Source organism: Neorhizobium galegae (genome assembly GCF_017877135.1).
Classification (GTDB): domain Bacteria; phylum Pseudomonadota; class Alphaproteobacteria; order Rhizobiales; family Rhizobiaceae; genus Neorhizobium; species Neorhizobium galegae_A.
The window spans coordinates 324,423-341,628 of record NZ_JAGIPH010000004.1 but is presented as its reverse complement, the minus strand read 5'-3'; the positions used below and the strand labels follow the sequence as shown (position 1 = coordinate 341,628).

Annotated in this window: 14 protein-coding genes; 2 read left to right on the top strand and 12 right to left on the bottom strand. The window is 61.9% G+C overall.

Annotation, left to right across the window (positions count from 1 at the left end):
- The first annotated feature begins 156 nt into the window (after positions 1–156).
- Positions 157–1,101, top strand: coding sequence for a rhodanese-related sulfurtransferase (locus J2858_RS14490; protein WP_210105511.1), 945 nt, complete (start codon positions 157–159; stop codon positions 1,099–1,101).
- Between the two features lie 29 nt (positions 1,102–1,130).
- Here J2858_RS14490 and J2858_RS14485 read toward each other — a convergent pair whose 3' ends face one another.
- The 7 genes from J2858_RS14485 to J2858_RS14455 all read right to left on the bottom strand — a co-directional run bounded on the left by J2858_RS14485 (position 1,131) and on the right by J2858_RS14455 (position 9,426).
- Positions 1,131–3,335: a putative bifunctional diguanylate cyclase/phosphodiesterase gene (locus J2858_RS14485; protein WP_210105510.1), complete on the bottom strand. Its 2,205-nt coding sequence runs from the start codon at positions 3,333–3,335 to the stop codon at positions 1,131–1,133.
- Between the two features lie 143 nt (positions 3,336–3,478).
- Positions 3,479–4,258, bottom strand: coding sequence for a MetQ/NlpA family ABC transporter substrate-binding protein (locus tag J2858_RS14480; protein ID WP_210105509.1), 780 nt, complete (start codon positions 4,256–4,258; stop codon positions 3,479–3,481).
- A 48-nt stretch (positions 4,259–4,306) separates the two neighbouring features.
- The gene (locus J2858_RS14475) at positions 4,307–4,975 is read right to left on the bottom strand and encodes a methionine ABC transporter permease (RefSeq protein WP_210105508.1); all 669 of its coding nucleotides are present in this window, start codon (positions 4,973–4,975) and stop codon (positions 4,307–4,309) included.
- A complete protein-coding gene (locus J2858_RS14470; RefSeq protein ID WP_210105663.1) occupies positions 4,965–6,005 on the bottom strand; it encodes a methionine ABC transporter ATP-binding protein in 1,041 nt (346 codons plus the stop codon). Before J2858_RS14470 ends, J2858_RS14475 begins: the two co-directional genes overlap by 11 nt.
- 396 nt (positions 6,006–6,401) lie before the next feature.
- The gene (locus J2858_RS14465) at positions 6,402–7,034 is read right to left on the bottom strand and encodes an NAD(P)H-dependent oxidoreductase (protein WP_210105507.1); all 633 of its coding nucleotides are present in this window, start codon (positions 7,032–7,034) and stop codon (positions 6,402–6,404) included.
- A gap of 149 nt (positions 7,035–7,183) precedes the next feature.
- A complete protein-coding gene (locus J2858_RS14460; protein ID WP_245366096.1) occupies positions 7,184–7,876 on the bottom strand; it encodes an EAL domain-containing protein in 693 nt (230 codons plus the stop codon).
- A gap of 176 nt (positions 7,877–8,052) precedes the next feature.
- Positions 8,053–9,426 carry a GH1 family beta-glucosidase gene (locus tag J2858_RS14455; RefSeq protein ID WP_210105505.1) on the bottom strand — a complete coding sequence of 458 codons (1,374 nt, stop codon included), beginning with the start codon at positions 9,424–9,426 and terminating at the stop codon, positions 8,053–8,055.
- Between the two features lie 202 nt (positions 9,427–9,628).
- Between J2858_RS14455 and J2858_RS14450 the strand changes: the two genes are divergently transcribed.
- Positions 9,629–10,954: a hypothetical protein gene (locus J2858_RS14450; protein WP_210105504.1), complete on the top strand. Its 1,326-nt coding sequence runs from the start codon at positions 9,629–9,631 to the stop codon at positions 10,952–10,954.
- A 55-nt stretch (positions 10,955–11,009) separates the two neighbouring features.
- On the opposite strand, the gene J2858_RS14445 is transcribed toward J2858_RS14450, so the two are convergent.
- From J2858_RS14445 to J2858_RS14425, 5 genes are all read right to left on the bottom strand, one after another.
- Positions 11,010–12,182: a Gfo/Idh/MocA family protein gene (locus J2858_RS14445; protein ID WP_210105503.1), complete on the bottom strand. Its 1,173-nt coding sequence runs from the start codon at positions 12,180–12,182 to the stop codon at positions 11,010–11,012.
- Positions 12,183–12,352: 170 nt separating this feature from the next.
- Positions 12,353–13,405, bottom strand: a complete 1,053-nt coding sequence (locus J2858_RS14440; protein WP_210105502.1) for a sugar phosphate isomerase/epimerase family protein — start codon at positions 13,403–13,405, stop codon at positions 12,353–12,355.
- A gap of 134 nt (positions 13,406–13,539) precedes the next feature.
- Positions 13,540–14,484: a substrate-binding domain-containing protein gene (locus J2858_RS14435; RefSeq protein WP_210105501.1), complete on the bottom strand. Its 945-nt coding sequence runs from the start codon at positions 14,482–14,484 to the stop codon at positions 13,540–13,542.
- Between the two features lie 75 nt (positions 14,485–14,559).
- Positions 14,560–15,570 (bottom strand): ABC transporter permease, encoded by a 1,011-nt coding sequence (locus J2858_RS14430; RefSeq protein WP_210105500.1) that lies wholly within the window; start codon positions 15,568–15,570, stop codon positions 14,560–14,562.
- 88 nt (positions 15,571–15,658) lie between these two features.
- Complete coding sequence (locus tag J2858_RS14425) at positions 15,659–17,185, bottom strand: sugar ABC transporter ATP-binding protein (RefSeq protein ID WP_210105499.1); 1,527 nt, start codon at positions 17,183–17,185, stop codon at positions 15,659–15,661.
- Between the last annotated feature and the right edge of the window lie 21 nt (positions 17,186–17,206).

The window sequence follows — 17,206 nt, the reverse complement described above, 5'->3', positions numbered from 1 at the left end:
ATAAGCGCTCCCTTTCACTGCGCGCTGAAAGAGCCTTGCCCTCACCCGTCAGGACCAATTGCTTCTGCGCACGCCCGCTTGACAAAAGGCAAACGATGTCGGTTTTGCGGAAATCCGTTGCGTTGCAGCGCCGGAGGCAGTATTTCGCCAGACATCATGACAGATCTTCACGCCACCGCCGCCGGGCCGAACTCCGGCTCCTTCCTTGTTGCCGCGCTCTACCACTTTGCGCGCTTCGACCAGTGTGAGACGGTGCGCGCACCGTTGCAGGCGCTGTGCGACGACAATGGCGTGAAGGGCACGCTGCTTCTGGCGCATGAAGGCATCAACGGCACGATTGCCGGACCCGATGAGGGCATTGCCCGCGTGCTGGCCTATCTGCGCGCGCTTCCAGGCTTTGCAAATCTCGAGCACAAGGAAAGCCGGGCCTCGAAAATGCCCTTCCTGCGCATGAAGGTGCGGCTGAAGAAAGAAATCGTCACCATGGGCGTCGAGAATATCGATCCCAACAAGATCGTCGGCACCTATGTGGAGCCGAAGGACTGGAATGACCTGATTTCCGATCCCGAGACGATCGTCATCGATACCCGCAACGACTACGAGACGGCCATCGGCATCTTCAAGGGTGCGGTCGACCCGAAGACGAAGACGTTTCGCGAGTTTCCCGACTGGGTGAAGAACAATACCGGCCTGCACAACAAGCCGAAGATCGCCATGTACTGCACCGGCGGCATCCGCTGCGAGAAGGCAACCGCCTTCATGAGGGAACAGGGCTTTGACGAGGTCTATCACCTCAAAGGCGGCATCCTCAAATATCTGGAAACCGTGCCGGAAGAGGAAAGCCTGTGGGAGGGCGCCTGTTTCGTGTTCGACGAGCGCGTTTCGGTCACGCACGGGCTCAAGGAAGGCGACCACAAGCTCTGCCATGCCTGCCGCGAGCCCATCACCCCGGATGTCCGGCTATCGCCGAAATTCGAGGAAGGTGTCTCCTGCCCGCATTGCTATGATACGCGCACCGAAGCCGACCGCGACCGGTATCGCCAGCGCCAGCTGCAGATCGAGCTTGCCCGCAAGCGCGGCGCAAAACATCTCGGCAGCTGACCCTTCCTCAGCCCGCAAGTGTGCCGGGCTCAGGCCGAGCCCGACAGGCGAAACAGCGGTTCTTCCAGCCCGCGCAGCCGTGCAATCTCGGCAATCGGCACCGGCTTTCCAAACAGGAACCCCTGCAGCTGATCGCAGCCGGCAATGCGCAGCGCCACGGCCTGCGCATCGGTTTCCACGCCTTCGGCTGTCACCGGAATATCGAGCGAGCGGGCGAGCGCCACAGTCGCCTGCAGCATGTCCACCGCCCGCCCGCCGAGATCCGCCGCCGCCACCAGCGAGCGGTCGATCTTCATGCGGTCGAAGCCGAACTGGCGCAGATAGCCGACGCTTGAAAAACCCGCACCAAAATCGTCGAGCGCGATGTTCACGCCGGTTTTTTTCAGCCGGCCGAGTGTGTCGCGGGCGCGGGCCGGATTCTGGATGAAATAGGTTTCCGTCATTTCCAGCGTGACGCGGGCCGGGTCCATTTCCGTTTGCTCAAACACCTCAGCCACCCGCTCGGCAAACGCCGGATCGCGGAACTGGCCGGGCGAGATATTGACGGCCAGCGTCAGTTCCGGCCAGTCGCGCAAGGCCTCGCAGGCGGTGCGCAACACGCAAAGGCCCAACTGGTCGATGAGGCCGGTGCTTTCGGCAATCGGAATGAACACGTCGGGCCTGACCGGGCCATGGCCCGGTCGCGTCCAGCGGGCCAGCGCCTCGACACCGGAGAGACGCATATGCTGCGCCTCCACGACCGGCTGGAAGGCAACCGAAATTTCCTGGCGTTCGATGGCCTGTCGCAGATCGACTTCCAGCCGATTTCGCTCCTCACGCTCGGCATCCATGGCCGGGCTATAGGCCGACCAGCGGCCGCGGCCTTCTTCCTTGGCGCGGTACATCGCCATATCGGCCCGTCGCAGCACTTCTTCGCCGGGCACGGTGCCTAGCGGCGAACAGGCAATGCCGATGCTGCAGCCGACAACTGCAATCCGATCGCCCATGCTGAGCGGCGCGCCGAGAAACTCCATCACGCGCTCGGCAAGCTGCGCGGCGTCCGCTTCGGCCGTCCTGCTGAGGAAGCCGATGGCAAATTCATCGCCGCCAAGACGCGCCAGCACCGCCTTTTCGCCGACAAGCGCGCTGAGGCCCGCCGAGACGGCGCGGATCAGCTCATCCCCCGTGGCATGGCCATAGGCATCGTTGACTTCCTTGAACCCATCGAGATCGAGGTAAAGCAGGGCGACATCGCGGCGGGATTTCTGCGCATCCGCCACCAGTTCCGACAGATCGGAAAACAGGCCGGTGCGGTTTGGAAGTCCGCTCAGGCGGTCGGTCAGAGACAGCTTGATGGCGGCTTCCTCATCGGCAGCAAGCCGCGCCAGCGCCTGGCTGCCGCTGACGAAGAGCAGGACGAAGTAGATGGCAACCATGGCGACCGCGCACCACACCAGCGGGCGCACCTGCGCAAGGCTGACATTGCCCGGTGAACGCGGCTCCCAGCTGAGCGCGCCGATCGCCCGGCCCGACGGCGACAGGATATCAACCCGGTGCGATCTGTGTTCCTGCGGTTCCTCGATGCGAAGACCGGGCAGCACATAGGCGCTGGCCAGCCGTTCGATCGTCGGCCCCGTCAGGTGCCGCATGAAGATGACGTAACGCCCCTCATCCGGGGGCGCCACACGCGCACCGCTTTTCATGCGGATGAGCCCGACCCCGAATGCCGCCGTACCGCGGGCCGTGCGCGTAAAGCTGGTGGCTTCCGGAAGCAGGCCCTCGCCGGCCGCCCGCGTCTGTTCGAGCAGGGACCTGACATCCGGCGTGATGTAATCCTCGAAACGTTCCGTGACCGGCTGACCTTCGGCATAGCCGAACACGACACGGCCGGCATGATCCACGATGATCGCCACGTCGAACAGTTCGTTCTTCTCTGTCATGGCGCCGAAATTGCGCCGGGCCCAGCCAAGGCCCGACAGGCGATAGACGTTGTCGGCCGCATCGTCCCAGGCGGCATAATCGTGAAGCGTGGCAGCGAGCTGGCGCTGGAAGGTGAGAAGCGCACCGCTGACGGATTCGCGCGAGCGTTCCTCATCGAGCTGGTTGGCGTAATGGCCCACCCGGTCGAGTGCGGTAAAAACCATTCCTGTTACCGCAATCACAACGGCTGCAAAAATCAGCAGCATCGAGCGCACCGCAGAGCGGCGGTCGACCTTGGCAGCGGAGTGTTTCAACGTAATCGGCACAAACCGCATTCGTCAGCCCTGGCACCTATGCGAACAATGCCGATCATGTATTCGCTTTTGCTTAATACCAGATGCCGGCCACATACCAAACGCAAAATAGCTCCCTTCCCCGAAAGGAAAAGAGCTATCTTGAAAAGTTAATGGGCGGAGTTTTACCAGGCGGCGATGACGGCGCCCTTGAACTGCTTGGCGACGAATTCCTTCACCGGAGCGCTGTGATAGGATTCGACCAGCGTCTTGACCCAGGCCGCGTCCTTGTTCTTCGCCTGCACGGCGATGACGTTGATGTAGGGTGCCTTTTCACCTTCGCGGGCAATCGGATCCTTGGCCGGATCAAGCCCTGCTTCAAGCGCGTAGTTGGTGTTGATCACGGAGGCATCGACATCATCGAGCGCACGCGGCAGCTGGGCAGCATCGAGTTCCGCAAAGGTGAGGTTCTTCGGGTTTTCCACCACATCGGCCGGCGACACCTTGAGGCCGGCGCCCTCGCGGATCTTGATCAGGCCCTTGTCGGCCAGGATCAGCAGCGCGCGGCCGCCATTGGTCGGATCGTTCGGGATGGCGACCGAGGCGCCGTTCTTCAACTCGTCCAGGCTCTTCACCTTCTTGGAGTAGATGCCCATCGGAAAGTTGACCGTCTGGCCGACGCTGACGAGATCAAAGCCGCGGTCCTTCACCTGGTTGTCGAGATAGGGCTGGTGCTGGAAGGAATTCGCCTGCAGGTCGCCATCGGCCAGTGCCTGGTTCGGCACGACGTAATCGGAAAATTCCAGGATCTCGAGGTCGATGCCCTTTTCGGCAGCGACCTTCTTGACCTGTTCCATGATCTGCGCGTGCGGACCGGGGGTCACGCCGATCTTGATGGTTTCGGCAAGCGCCGAGCCTGCGGACAGAAGTGCGGCAAGCGAGGCCGCTAGGATGAGCGTCTTCATGGGTATTCTCCTTGGGAAGGGTTGAATTCGGGTGCCTTGTGAAAGGGGTCAGGATTGGCGGTTGCGCTTGTCGAAGCGGCGCGCCAGCGCATCGCCTGCGCTCTGCACGGCCTGCACGAGAAGGATCAGCACCACCACGACGGCGGCCATGACTTCGGGCATGAAGCGCTGGTAACCGTACCGGATGCCCAGATCGCCCAGCCCGCCGCCGCCGACCGCGCCGACCATGGCCGAGTAACCGATGAGGCTGACCAGCGTCAGTGTCAGCGCAAGCGTGATGCCGGGACGGGCTTCGGCGATCAGCACCTTGGTGACGATCTGCCAGCGGCTGGCGCCCATGGCGCGTGCCGCCTCGATCAGCCCGCGATCCACCTCGCGGATGGCCGCTTCGATGAGGCGGGCAACAAAGGGAATGGTGGCAAGCGTCAGCGGCACGATGGCGGCACTGGTGCCGATCGACGTGCCGGCGATCGCCCGCGTGAAGGGAATGATCGCCACCACCAGAATGATGAAGGGCGTCGAGCGCGTCGCATTGACGACAAGGCCGACGATACGGTTGACCATCGGGGCGGCAAACAGTTCGCCTTTGCCGCTATTGGCCAGAAAGACGCCAATCGGCAGGCCGATCAGCGTGCCGATGAGGCCGGCGACCGTGACCATGTGAACCGTCTGGACAAGCGCCTTCCAGAGAAGGGCGAGAAGCATGTCAGGCGCCATAGCCGAGGACCTCCGTGGACAGGCCCGTCTGGGCATAAAAGGCTTCAGCGCGCGCAAGGACGGCGGGATCGGCGCTGTAGGAGACAACGAGCGACCCATAGGGTTCGCCGGCGATCTCGTCGATCGTGCCGGTGATGATGTTGACCTCGGCACCGAGTTCGCTCATCAGGCGGGCAATCAGCGGCTGTTCGGCCGTTGCGCCAAAAAAGGTGAGGCGCGTATAGATCCGGTCGCCGGGGCTGCCTTCAGCCTTCAGCCGGCGGGTGATGGCATCGGGAAGCTTGGTGCCGGGAAGGCCCGACAGCAGCGCCCGCGTCGTTTCGTGGCGCGGCCGTGTGAAGACGTCGAAGGTGCGGCCACTCTCGACGATCAGACCCTTGTCGATGACGGCCACCTCGGACGCGATCGATTTGACCACTTCCATTTCGTGGGTGATCAACAGAACGGTGAGGCCGAGATCGCGGTTGATGGTCTTCAGGAGATCGAGGATCGACTGGGTGGTTTCCGGATCGAGGGCCGAGGTTGCCTCATCCGAGAGCAGCAGCTTCGGCTCGGTGGCAAGCGCCCGCGCGATACCGACCCTCTGCTTCTGGCCGCCCGACAATTCGGCCGGATAACGGCCCGCCTTGTCGGAGAGGCCCACGAGATCGATCAGCGGCGCCACACGCGCCTTGATGGCCGCGCGCGACAGGCCGGCGATTTCCAGCGGCAGCGCGATATTGCCATAGACCGTGCGCGACGACAGCAGGTTGAAGTGCTGGAAGATCATGCCGACCTTCCGGCGAAGGCCGCGCAGGTTCGTTTCGTCCAGCGCGCCGACATCCACGCCATCGACCAGCACACTGCCGGATGTCGGCTGTTCGAGACCGTTGACCAGCCGGATCAGTGTCGACTTGCCGGCCCCCGAGCGGCCGATAATCCCGGTAATGGCGCCCTTCGGCACGGTATAATCGACGCCGGCAAGGGCGACAAATTCGCCTTGGCCCGCGCGGTCGGCAAAGCGTTTCGTAACGCCCCGAAAGGCAACCATGGGCGTGGCTGCGGTGCCAAGGACTGGAGCGCCTGGCAAGGCGCGAGGCTCAACAGGCGGCGGATCGGAAAGGGTGTCCATTCAATAACTCTTGGGAGGAGGATGCCATCACGAGGCGGAACAGGGTGTTGCGGCAGCGCCGGCAAAGAAGGCCGGGCGTCTAGAGCCTGCAGCACATTCGACGCATGATACGTCGCTCCATCGATCCTGTCTCTCTCTGCATGACGCGGCCTTGCTCAAGCGGCTTGCGGCGGCGCAAGCCCGTGACGTTCTTATGGCATCCGCGGCCTTGGAATCCGAGGGAAGAAATTCCGCATATGGGCGAGAGAGCGGAAAATAAGTGCGCGCAGAAGGCGAAGCGGCGCCGCACCCCCGGGGTGCCACGCCGCCGTTTCCTCACTTCACGTAGGAAACGAATTCATCCGTCGGGCGGCGAACCTTCTTCAGGTTGACCAGCCAGTCGCCTTCCGGCTGGCGATAGCCGAGCGGCAGAAGGGTGACGGAGCGCAGACCGCGGGCGCGCAGACCAAGGATCTCATCGACCTTGGCGGGCTCGAAACCTTCCATCGGCGTGGCATCGACGCCTTCAAAGGCAGCCTGGGCCGTGGCAAGACCGAAGGCGATATAGGCCTGGCGGGCGGCATGCTCGAAGTTCACCTGCGCATCCCGCGGCGGATAGGTGTCGAGCAGCATCTTGCGGTAATTTTCCCAGCCTTCGCTGGTAAAATTCCGCTCCTTGTTGACGAGATCGAACATCGTGTTGATGCGCTCGGCGGTATAATTGTCCCAGGCGGCAAAGACGAGGAGATGCGAGCCATCGGTAATCTGCGCCTGGTTCCAGGCGACGGCCTGGATTTGCGCGCGCACGTCCTTGTTGGTGACGACGATCACTTCGAAGGGCTGCAGGCCGCTGGACGTCGGCGCAAGCCGGGCGGCTTCGATGATCCGCGCCACCTTGTCTTCGGAGACCACCTTGGAAGGGTCCATTTTCTTGGCGGCATAGCGCCAGTTGAGCTTTTCGAGAAGCATGATGTCAGCTTTCTTAAAATTTGTGGCGGCCCGGTCGGGAGGAAACGAGCCAGCGCCTAGATAAAGATGCAAGGACGCCACACAAGGGGGCACATTTGGGTAACCACCCAGGTGCCCTGCAAAAGCCGGGAAAGATGGGCTGCTGACGCTCACGGCATGGGCAGAACGGGCGTGCCGAATGCTTCGAAGGCCGGCTTTGCCAGCAGATAGCCCTGCACGAGTTCAACGCCCAGATCGCGCAAGGCAGCCAGTTCACCGACTGTTTCGACGCCCTCGCACACGGGCGTAATGCCGAAGTCTGCGAGCATGGCCAGCGTGTGGCGCACCACGGTACGCTTGGCGGGCTCCCGGTCGATATCGCGGATGAGATCCATGTCGAGCTTGACGATATCCGGCTGGAAGCGGGCGAGAAGGTTGAGACCCGAATGACCGGCGCCGAAATCGTCGATCGCGGTCATGAAGCCGATCGACCGGTAGGTGCTGAGGATGGAGAGAAGGTGATCCGTATCGATGCGCTCGCTCTCGGTAAACTCGAAGATGATCCGCTCCGGCGGGAAGCCGACCCGCTCGGCGGTGGAGAGCGTCAGACGAATGCAGGCGCGGGGCTCATAGACTGCATTCGGCATGAAATTGATCGACAGCTTTTCCGTCGATGCCGGCAGTGACAGCCGGGCTGCGAGTTCCAGCGCCTTCACCCGGCATTGCTGGTCAAAGGCGTAGCGGTTGGTATGGGTGATGGCAGAGAGCACATGGCCAGCCCCTTCGCCGGCGGGCCCTCGCACCAGCGCCTCGCGCGCAAAAACCTCTCCGCTCGTGATATCGACAATCGGCTGGAACGCCATCGAAAAGGGTCGGTCAAACGCCTGACCATCCCGGCATCCCGCACAACCAACCCCCATCGGAAATCTCCACTCTCTCGCCCGCCGGCGTGCCCGCAGGACTGATCACGCCGGTCCCTCACCGCCCGATGGTAAATTCAACCCGAGGACCCGGCCAGAGGTTCCGGGTACGGCACCGCTTAAGGCAACTTATGGTTACCTTTTGGAAACGCGCCAGCCAGTTCGCTGTACCACTTGCCGCTTTTCTTCACCGTGCGCACCTGGGTGTCGTAATCGACATGCACGAGGCCGAAGCGCATGCGGTAGCCTTCCGCCCATTCGAAATTGTCCATGAGGCTCCAGGCGAAATAGCCCTTCAGCGGAAAGCCGTCACGCACGAGGTCGGCAGCGGCCGACAGGTGAGCGGCATAGTAATCGAGCCGCGGCTGGTCATCCACTTCGCCATCCACCACGCCCATATTGTAGGCGGCGCCGTTTTCGGTGATGTACAGGTCGGGAAGGTCGTAGCGGCGATAGAGATCCGCCACCATGTCCGTCATTGCCGAGGGGAAGATCTCCCAACCGATATCGGTCTTTTCCGGATTGACGAAGGGGGCCGGCACGGTTGCGGGAAACTCGGCGCCCTCTGTGGCGTCGTCGGCCACCCGCATCGGCGTATAGTAATTAAGGCCCCACCAGTCGAGCTTCTGGTTGATGATGGCCAGATCGCCGTCCTCGATCACCGGCATCCGGTCGCCAAGGGCTTCCACCAGGCTTTCCGGATAGTGGCCCTTGAAGACCGGATCGAAAAAGGCGCCGTTGTGGAAATCGAAGGCGCGTCCCGCTGCGGCCTGGTCTGCCGCGCTGTCGGAGCCAGCCACGATCGAATGGGCGTTCAGCACCAGACCGACGGGCACAGTCGGGCTCACATGGCGGATCGCCTCCACGGCAAGGCCATGGGCAAGATTGGTGTAGTGCAGCGCGTGCAGCGCCGCCTCCATGTTCTTTTCGCCCGGCGCATGCACACCGTAGAGGTGGCTGAGCCACACCGAACACCAGGGCTCGTTGAAGGTTGCCACCGCATCCAGCCGGTCGCCAAGACGGGCCATCGCCACCTTGGCATAGCGCTGGAAGGCGTAAGACGTGGAGCGTGCCGTCCAGCCGCCGTCTCCCATCAGCGACAACGGCAGATCCCAGTGATAGAGCGTCGCATAGGTCTTGATGCCGCGCGCCTTGCAGCCGTCGATCAGGCGGTCGTAAAAATCAAGACCCGGCTCGTTGATGCGGCCGATCCCATCCGGGATGACACGCGGCCAGGCGATGGAAAACCGGTAGGCCTCGACGCCCATCTCCTTGATGAGATCGAGATCCGCCTCCAGGCGGTTGTAGTGATCGCAGGCAACATCGCCGTTATCGCGGTTGAACACCCGGCCGGGCATGTTGGAAAAGGCATCCCAGATGCAGGGCTTGCGGCCATCGGCCTTGGTGGCGCCTTCGATCTGGTAGGCAGCCGTTGCCACGCCGAACAGGAAATCCCCGGGAAAGCGGTCGGCAAGAAGTGTCGGGTCAGTCATGGCACAGCTCCATTCCACACGTATAGGCACATCTGCTTTTCGGACTACATCAAATCCTCGCGTCAGGGAATGTGTCGCCTGTCATCCTCTTTCGGGATCCGGACAAACTGCATGAAGACACAACCATGAATATTGCAATAATAAAAATATTAACTTATAATTGCACTCAATGCCTTGACACGAACGCTGCGAGGATCGCTCCATGAACGACGACGGGTTGAACTTGACGTTCATCAACAAAACCGACCTTGACGAGAAGCAGGTCTTCATCAGCTTCCTCAATCACAATCTCGGATCGAAGGATTTTACAGCAAGCTACCAGAATGGCACCCCCGTACCATTCGCGGCGACCACGGATCTGATGTCAACCCCGCTCAGCCTGAAGGAGATCGGCGAGGACGGCTTTTTCATCACACAGGCGATAGGCATCGTGGTCTACGTGTCCTATGGAGCGCCTCTCGCCTCCCGGACAAGCGCTCCTGCGTATATTGGCGGTGGAACCGACTTCGATGTTCAGTTCCAGACGTTTGAACTCACCTGCAACGGAAATCCGGGCGATCAAGGCGACCTGACGGCGATCAATTATTTCACAGCTCCTCTCCGGATCGAAAGTTTCGGCACGGAAGCCACGCCGCTACAGTCGGTCGGCTATACACGGGCGGCCAGCGAGATCGGCAACACACTTTTCCAATGCACACGGCCTGAAGGAAGTGCGCTTGCCAAAACGGCCGATGGATCTCTGCTGCGCTATATCGGCCCCTCATCCTATGGCCAGGATTCAAACCCGTATCCGTCCTTCATCGGCTATCTGCAGGCCGTCAATGCCGCCGGTCAGACAACCGCGATCAGCAATTCCAATGCCTTCAACGTTCCCTCGCAAGGCGGCCCAGGTTCGATCAACTACAACTTCACGCTCAATCTCGTGGCCACGGCAGCTGCCGACGGCTCCATCGACCTCAACGGATCCGTCACCACCGATGTTACTCCCTATGGCCAACCGAGCGCACCCGGCGAGAGCTTCAACAATTGCACAGTGCATATCTCGGCAACGGATCCTCAGAGCTTCAACGACGTGATTTACGGCCAGGCGACAAACTCCGCCGTGACATTTACGGGCAGCGGATGGCAGGATTTTGCCACGTATATTGAACAAAATGGATTGACGGGACAAGGCGTCGAGATGACGACCAAGAACCTGTTGATCGGCGAGATCACGTCAGGCCTGCTGCTTGGCCTTGTCAACAGCGATATCATCCCTGCGGGCCAGACCCAGAAGCTCAAGGATATGACCAGCCGGGAGTGGTGGCACCTTGATCCACTGCCCGCCTTTGCCGAAGCACAGCCGGACAACACCTATTACGACCCCTATGCCGGCGTGATCTTTGCCGCGTCCAACAACGAGGTCTATTCGATCCCCTACAGCGACCGGCTCGGCAACGGCCCGCTGGTCAACAGCGTGTCGTATAACGGCACCACGGTGGAACGGTGGGAGGTGACGCTTCTGCCGCCACTTCCCACACCGATCTGAAGTTGACCGAACGCGACTCGCGCAGCCTTTGCGGCGGACGCCCTTGCCCTACCGCTCACACCTTCACCCAGCCACCATTTTTCTTGCCGCTTTCGATGCAGGCGGTGACGAAGGCGACGCCTTTCACGCCGTCATCGACCGTCGGATAGATGACGTCCGGATCGATGCTCGCACCGGATCGAGCCGCATGGATGGCGGCCGCCGCTTCCGAATAGATGGTGGCAAAGGCTTCGAGATAGCCTTCCGGGTGACCGCTCGGGATGCGGGTGACGCGGGAAGCTGCAGCCCCTGCCCCGGCACCGCCGCGGGTGATCAACTGCTTGGGCTCGCCCAATCGCGTGAACCAGAGATAGTTCGGATCGGCCTGCGTCCACTCGATGCCGGCCTTGGTGCCATAGATGCGCACCTTCAGGCCGTTTTCATTGCCGGTCGCCACCTGGCTGCACCAGAGCAGACCCTTCGCACCGCCTTTAAACCGCAGCATCACATGGGCATTGTCGTCCAGCCGGCGACCTTCGACAAAGGTGTGCACGTCGGCCGCCAGTTCATCGAGTTCGAGGCCCGAGATGAACGAGCCGAGATTATAGGCATGCGTGCCGATATCGCCGGTCGAGCCGCCGACGCCCGATTGTGCCGGATCGGTGCGCCAGACCGCCTGCTTGGCGCCCGTCTGCTCCACCGGTTCGGCCAGCCAATCCTGCGGATATTCCATCTGCACGAGGCGGATATCGCCCAGTTCCCCGGCTGCAACCAGTTCGCGCGCATGGCGCACCATGGGATAGCCGGTGTAATTGTGGGTGAGGATGAACAGCGCGCCGGCCTTGTCCGCCACATCCTTCAGCGCCTTGGCATCTTCCATGTTGGACGTCAGCGGCTTGTCGCAGATGACATGGATGCCGCGTTCCAGAAACGCCTTGGCGGCGGCAAAATGCACATGGTTTGGCGTCACGATCGAGACCGCCTCGATCCCGTCTTCGCGGGCCGCTTCCTTTTCGGCCATCTCGGCAAAGGAGCCATAGCACCGCTGCGGATCAAGCCCGAGATCCCGACCCGATGCGAGCGACTTTTCCGGCGTGGACGACAAGGCCCCGGCCACCAGATCGTAGTGGTCGTCCAGCCGCGCTGCCATGCGATGCACGGCACCGATAAACGCCCCCTGCCCGCCGCCCACCATGCCAAGACGGATTTTTGCCGCACGCTGTTCGGATTTGCTCGCTTCTATGGCCATGAAATGTCTCCTCCTCGATATATGTGCGCAAATTCCCCCTCTGGCTGCCGCCATCTACCCACAAGGGGGGAGAGATCAGGCGGCACAGTCTCCGCCAATCGCACTGGCAGCGGCCGGGTTAAGCCCCTCCCCCTTGTGGGGAGGGGTTGGGGGCGGGGTCTTTGTAGTCGTTACAATCCCAGCATCCGGCGATTTGCGGCGTCATCCGTGCCACCGGCGGCGAAATCGTCGAAGGCTTTTTCCGTGACCTTGATGATGTGCGCCTTGACGAATTCGGCCCCTTCGCGGGCGCCGTCCTCGGAATTTTTCAACGCGCATTCCCATTCGACCACGGCCCAGCCGTCGAAATCATTGGCCGTCAGCTTGGAAAATACCGCGCCAAAATCCACCTGTCCGTCGCCGAGCGAGCGGAAGCGGCCGGCACGGTTGACCCAGCCCTGATAGCCGCCATAGACGCCCTGACGACCTGTCGGGTTGAACTCGGCATCCTTGACGTGGAACATCTTGATGCGGTCTTTGTAGATGTCGATATTGTCGAGGTAATCCAGGCATTGCAGCACGTAATGCGAGGGATCGTAGAGCATGTTGGCGCGCGGATGGTTCTTCACCCGCTCCAGAAACATCTCGAAGGTCACGCCGTCATGCAGGTCCTCGCCCGGATGGATCTCGTAGCACACATCGACGCCCTGCTCGTCTGCAAAGTCGAGGATCGGCTGCCAGCGCTTTGCCAGTTCGTCGAAGGCAGTTTCGACAAGGCCCGCCGGGCGCTGTGGCCACGGATAGATGTAGGGCCAGGCGAGCGCGCCGGAAAAGGTGGCATGCGCCTTGATGCCGAGATGGTGCGAGGCCTTCAGCGCCATCTTCACCTGCTCGACGGCCCAAGCCTGCCGCGCCTTGGGGTTGCCGCGCACGTCCGGTGCCGCAAAGCCGTCAAAGGCTTCGTCATAGGCCGGATGCACGGCCACCAGCTGGCCCTGCAGGTGGGTGGACAGTTCGGTGATCTCGATGCCGTTTTCGCTCGCGACGCCGGCGAACTCGTCGCAGTAATCCTTGGAGTCGGACGCCTTCTTCAGGTCGATCAGCTGGCCGGCCCAGGTCGGCACCTGCACGCCGACATAGCCCTTGTCGGCAGCCCATCTGGTAATCCCGTCCCAGCTGTCGAACGGCGCGGCATCGCCGGCAAACTGTCCGAGAAAAATGGCGGGGCCCTTGATCGTCTTCATATCGTCTCCTCCCGATATCAAACTGCAACGTTACAGCACGGCTAAACCAATACGGCCTTTTGCACAACCGCACTTTTGAGGCACCGCCCGGCGCAACCGGGCGGTGCCTGCTCTCCATCAGATATGATGCACGCTCAGAAGGGCGAGTCCGGGAAATAGTAGTTTTTCGCGTTGTCCTTGGTGATCAGCGTCGCATCCAGCGTGTAGGTGCCGTGGACCGGAACCTGATCGTAGATGGCAGCGGCGGTCAGTTCCATCGCCGTGCCCACCATCGACGGCGGATAGAGCACGTCGACGGGGATCGTCTTGTCGCCGTCCATGACCTTCTTGATCATGTCCTTGGAGCCGGCACCGCCGATGACATATTTGATATCGGTGCGCTTGGCCTGTTCGATGGCCTGCAGTACGCCGACCGCCATGTCGTCATCCTGGCACCAGACCACGTCGATCTTCGGGTATTTGGTCAGGTAATCCTGCATGACCTTGAAGGCGTCGTCGCGGTTCCAGTTGCCGAACTGGCGGTCGAGAACTTTCACCTTGGAGCCGGCAATGCCCTTGTCGAAACCATCCTGGCGCTGCTGGTCGATCGGGATCGGCAGGCCGCGAATGACGACGACCTGTGCTTCCGGCGTATTGGCCTTGATATATTCGCCAGCGACTTCGCCGAGCGCCGGATTGTTGCCGGCGACATAGAGATCACGCACCGAGTTGTCATTGACGGACGGCGCACGGTCGACGATCGAGACGAACGTCCCCTTGCCCTTCACTTCCTTGATGGCGTTGACCAGCGGATCCGGATCCGTCGGCAGGATGACCAGCGCATCGATGCCCTGGATTTCGAGATCCTGCAGGGCATTTGCCTGGGTTGCAGGATCAGGCGAGGTCTTGACGACGACCTTGAGGCCCGGATGCTCCTTCATCAGGAGCGCTGCCACGCGGTTGGCATGGTAGACGACGCCGGCCGTCCAGCCGTGGTCGGCGGCCGGAATCGATACGCCGATGGTTTTGGTGTCGGCCGCGTGGGCTGCACCGAAGACTGTCGACATGGCCAAAGCCAGTCCCAAAATGCTCTTCTTCATTGCCTGTTCTCCTCCCATTGTGTCCAGGATCTTGGCCTTCGACAAAGACCGGGCGACCCCGAAGGCCCGGTCAGGTCACGTTTTGCGCGCCAGCGAACGCTGGACGAGCATTGCGATGATGATGATCGTGCCCTGGATGGCGCCGATCAGATATTCCGAGATGAAATTCGACAGAAGCATGATGTTGCCGACGAGCTCGAGGATGAAGGCGCCGCAGATCGTGCCCCAGACACGCCCCGCCCCACCCTTCAGCGCCGTGCCGCCGACGACGACGGCGGTAATCGCCTGCAATTCCCACAGCATGCCGGTGGTGGCCGAGGTTGAGCCGAGACGCGGCACGTAAAGAAGAACCGCGATCGCCACGCAAAGCCCCTGGATGATGAAGGCCGCCGTGCGCACCTTGTCGACCGCGATGCCGGAGTAGCGCGCCACGTCCCGGCTCGAGCCCACCGCCGTCACATGACGGCCATAGCGCGTGCGATAAAGGATGAAGGCGGCAATGGCGGTGACGGCCAGGATGACGAGGATCGGCACCGGAACGCCAAGCACGGAGCCGAAATAGGCCGGGCGATAGAGCGCCTGCTGCTCGGCCGAGCGCAGCGTGATGGCACCGCCTTGGCTGAGCCAGGTGGTGAGGCCGCGATAGATGCCCATGGTGCCAAGCGTGGCAATGAACGGTTCGATGCGCCCGACCGTCGTGATGAGGCCGTTTACGAGGCCGCAGAGCGAGCCGATGACGAGCGTGAGCACGATCGCCGCCAGAAGCATCAGGGCAGGATCGGCAATGACGCCGGAATTCATGAACAGGATCATGAGGCTTGCGACAAAGGCCACCATGGAGCCGACCGACAGGTCGAGATCGCCGGACGAAATGACGAAGGTGGCACCGACCGCGATGATGGCAATGAAGGCCGAGCGGGTGGCGACATTGGAGAGATTGTTCAGCCCGATGAAGTTCGGGTTGACCATGGCGCCGACGATGAGCAGCAGAAATAGCGCTGCAAACGGGGCGACAGCCCGAAGATCGATATCGCGCCAGGTTCTGGCCCGGCGAGGGCTTGCATCCGCTTGGGTGTCGCTCGTCATGTGTTCCCTGGCTCCCCGGCAGATCCCGCATCCGGCGGCCTGCCTTTCGTCGTCTTGTTTTAACTGCCCTTGAGACGGGCTTTTTGCCTCAGCTTGCCAGCTGCCGCCGAAGGCCGGCCGCATAGCGCATGATCTGCTGTTCGGAAATTTCTTCGCCCTCCAGCATGCCGACGATGCGCCCCTCGCGCATGACGGCAACGCGGGTGCAAAGACCGATCACCTCCGGCATTTCCGAGGACACCACGATGATCGAGCGGCCCTCGCGCGCAAGCGCTGCGATGAAATGATAGATCTGCTGCTTGGTGCCGACATCGATGCCGCGCGTCGGCTCATCGATGATGATGATGTTCGGCTCGATTTCCATGATCTTGGCAAGCAGCAGCTTCTGCTGGTTGCCACCCGACATGCGCCCTGCCCGCACATGCTCGTCGCGCACGCGGATGTCGAAGCGACGCTTCGCCCGCATCATTGCCTTGGCCTCGCTTTTCGGATCGAGATAGCCATGGCGCAGATGCTGGTCGATCGCCTGCAGCGTGAGGTTTACCGTCATGCCCTCGCCAAGCAGCAGGCCGCGTCCCTTGCGGTCCTTGGTCATATAGGCAAGACCTTCGGCATTGGCGGCGCGAAAATCGCCCGCCACAAGCTGCTTGCCGCGGATCGACACCACGCCGGAGGCGCGTGGGCGAAGACCGGCGACTGCCTCCATCAGTTCGGTGCGACCGGAGCCGATCAGGCCGGAAAAACCCAGCACCTCGCCCTTGCGCAGATCGAAACTGGCATCGCGCACATAACCGGTGGACAGCCCGCTGACCGACAGCACAACCTCCTCATCCACATCCGGCTCGTGCTTTGCGGGATAAAGGCTGGACAGCTCACGCCCCACCATCAGTTGGGCAATCGCTTCGCCGTCGAGCGCCGATGTCGGCGCAGTCTTGACCCATTGGCCATCGCGCAGCACCGTCACGCGGTCGGTGAGCTCCATCACCTCGTCCAGTTTGTGGGAGACGAACACGAAGCTCGTGCCCTTTTCGCGCAGCTTGCGCACCTCGCGAAACAGGATCGCGGTCTCCTCGCGCGACAGAACCGCCGTCGGCTCGTCCATGAAGATGATGCGGGCATCGCGGCTGATCGCTTTTGCGATCTCCACCATCTGCTTGTCGGCCACGGCGAGCGATCCGATCAGCGCATTTTCATCGATGTGGGAGCCCAGTTCGTCCAGCACTCGGCGCGTTTCCCGGCGCATGAAACGCCGGTCCAGAATACCGAAACGGGTGACTTCGCGGCCGAGATAGAGACTTTCCGCCACGGTCAGGTGTTCGGCAAGATTGAATTCCTGGTGGATGATGACGATGCCGAGGCTTTCGGCCGCCCCATTGCGCGGAAGCGTCACCGGCTGGCCGTCCAGCAGGATGCGGCCCGATGTCGGCTGTTCGAAGCCGGACAGGATCTTGACCAGCGTCGATTTGCCGGCGCCGTTTTCGCCCATTAGCGCATGGATTTCGCCGGGCATAACGTCGAAATCGACGCTGAACAGCACCTGCACGTCGCCGAAAGACTTGGAGATGCGCTCCCCTACGAGCACGGGTTGCCGCGCCTCGTCCCTGCCCGATATCATGCAAACCCTCCCCGGTGGCTC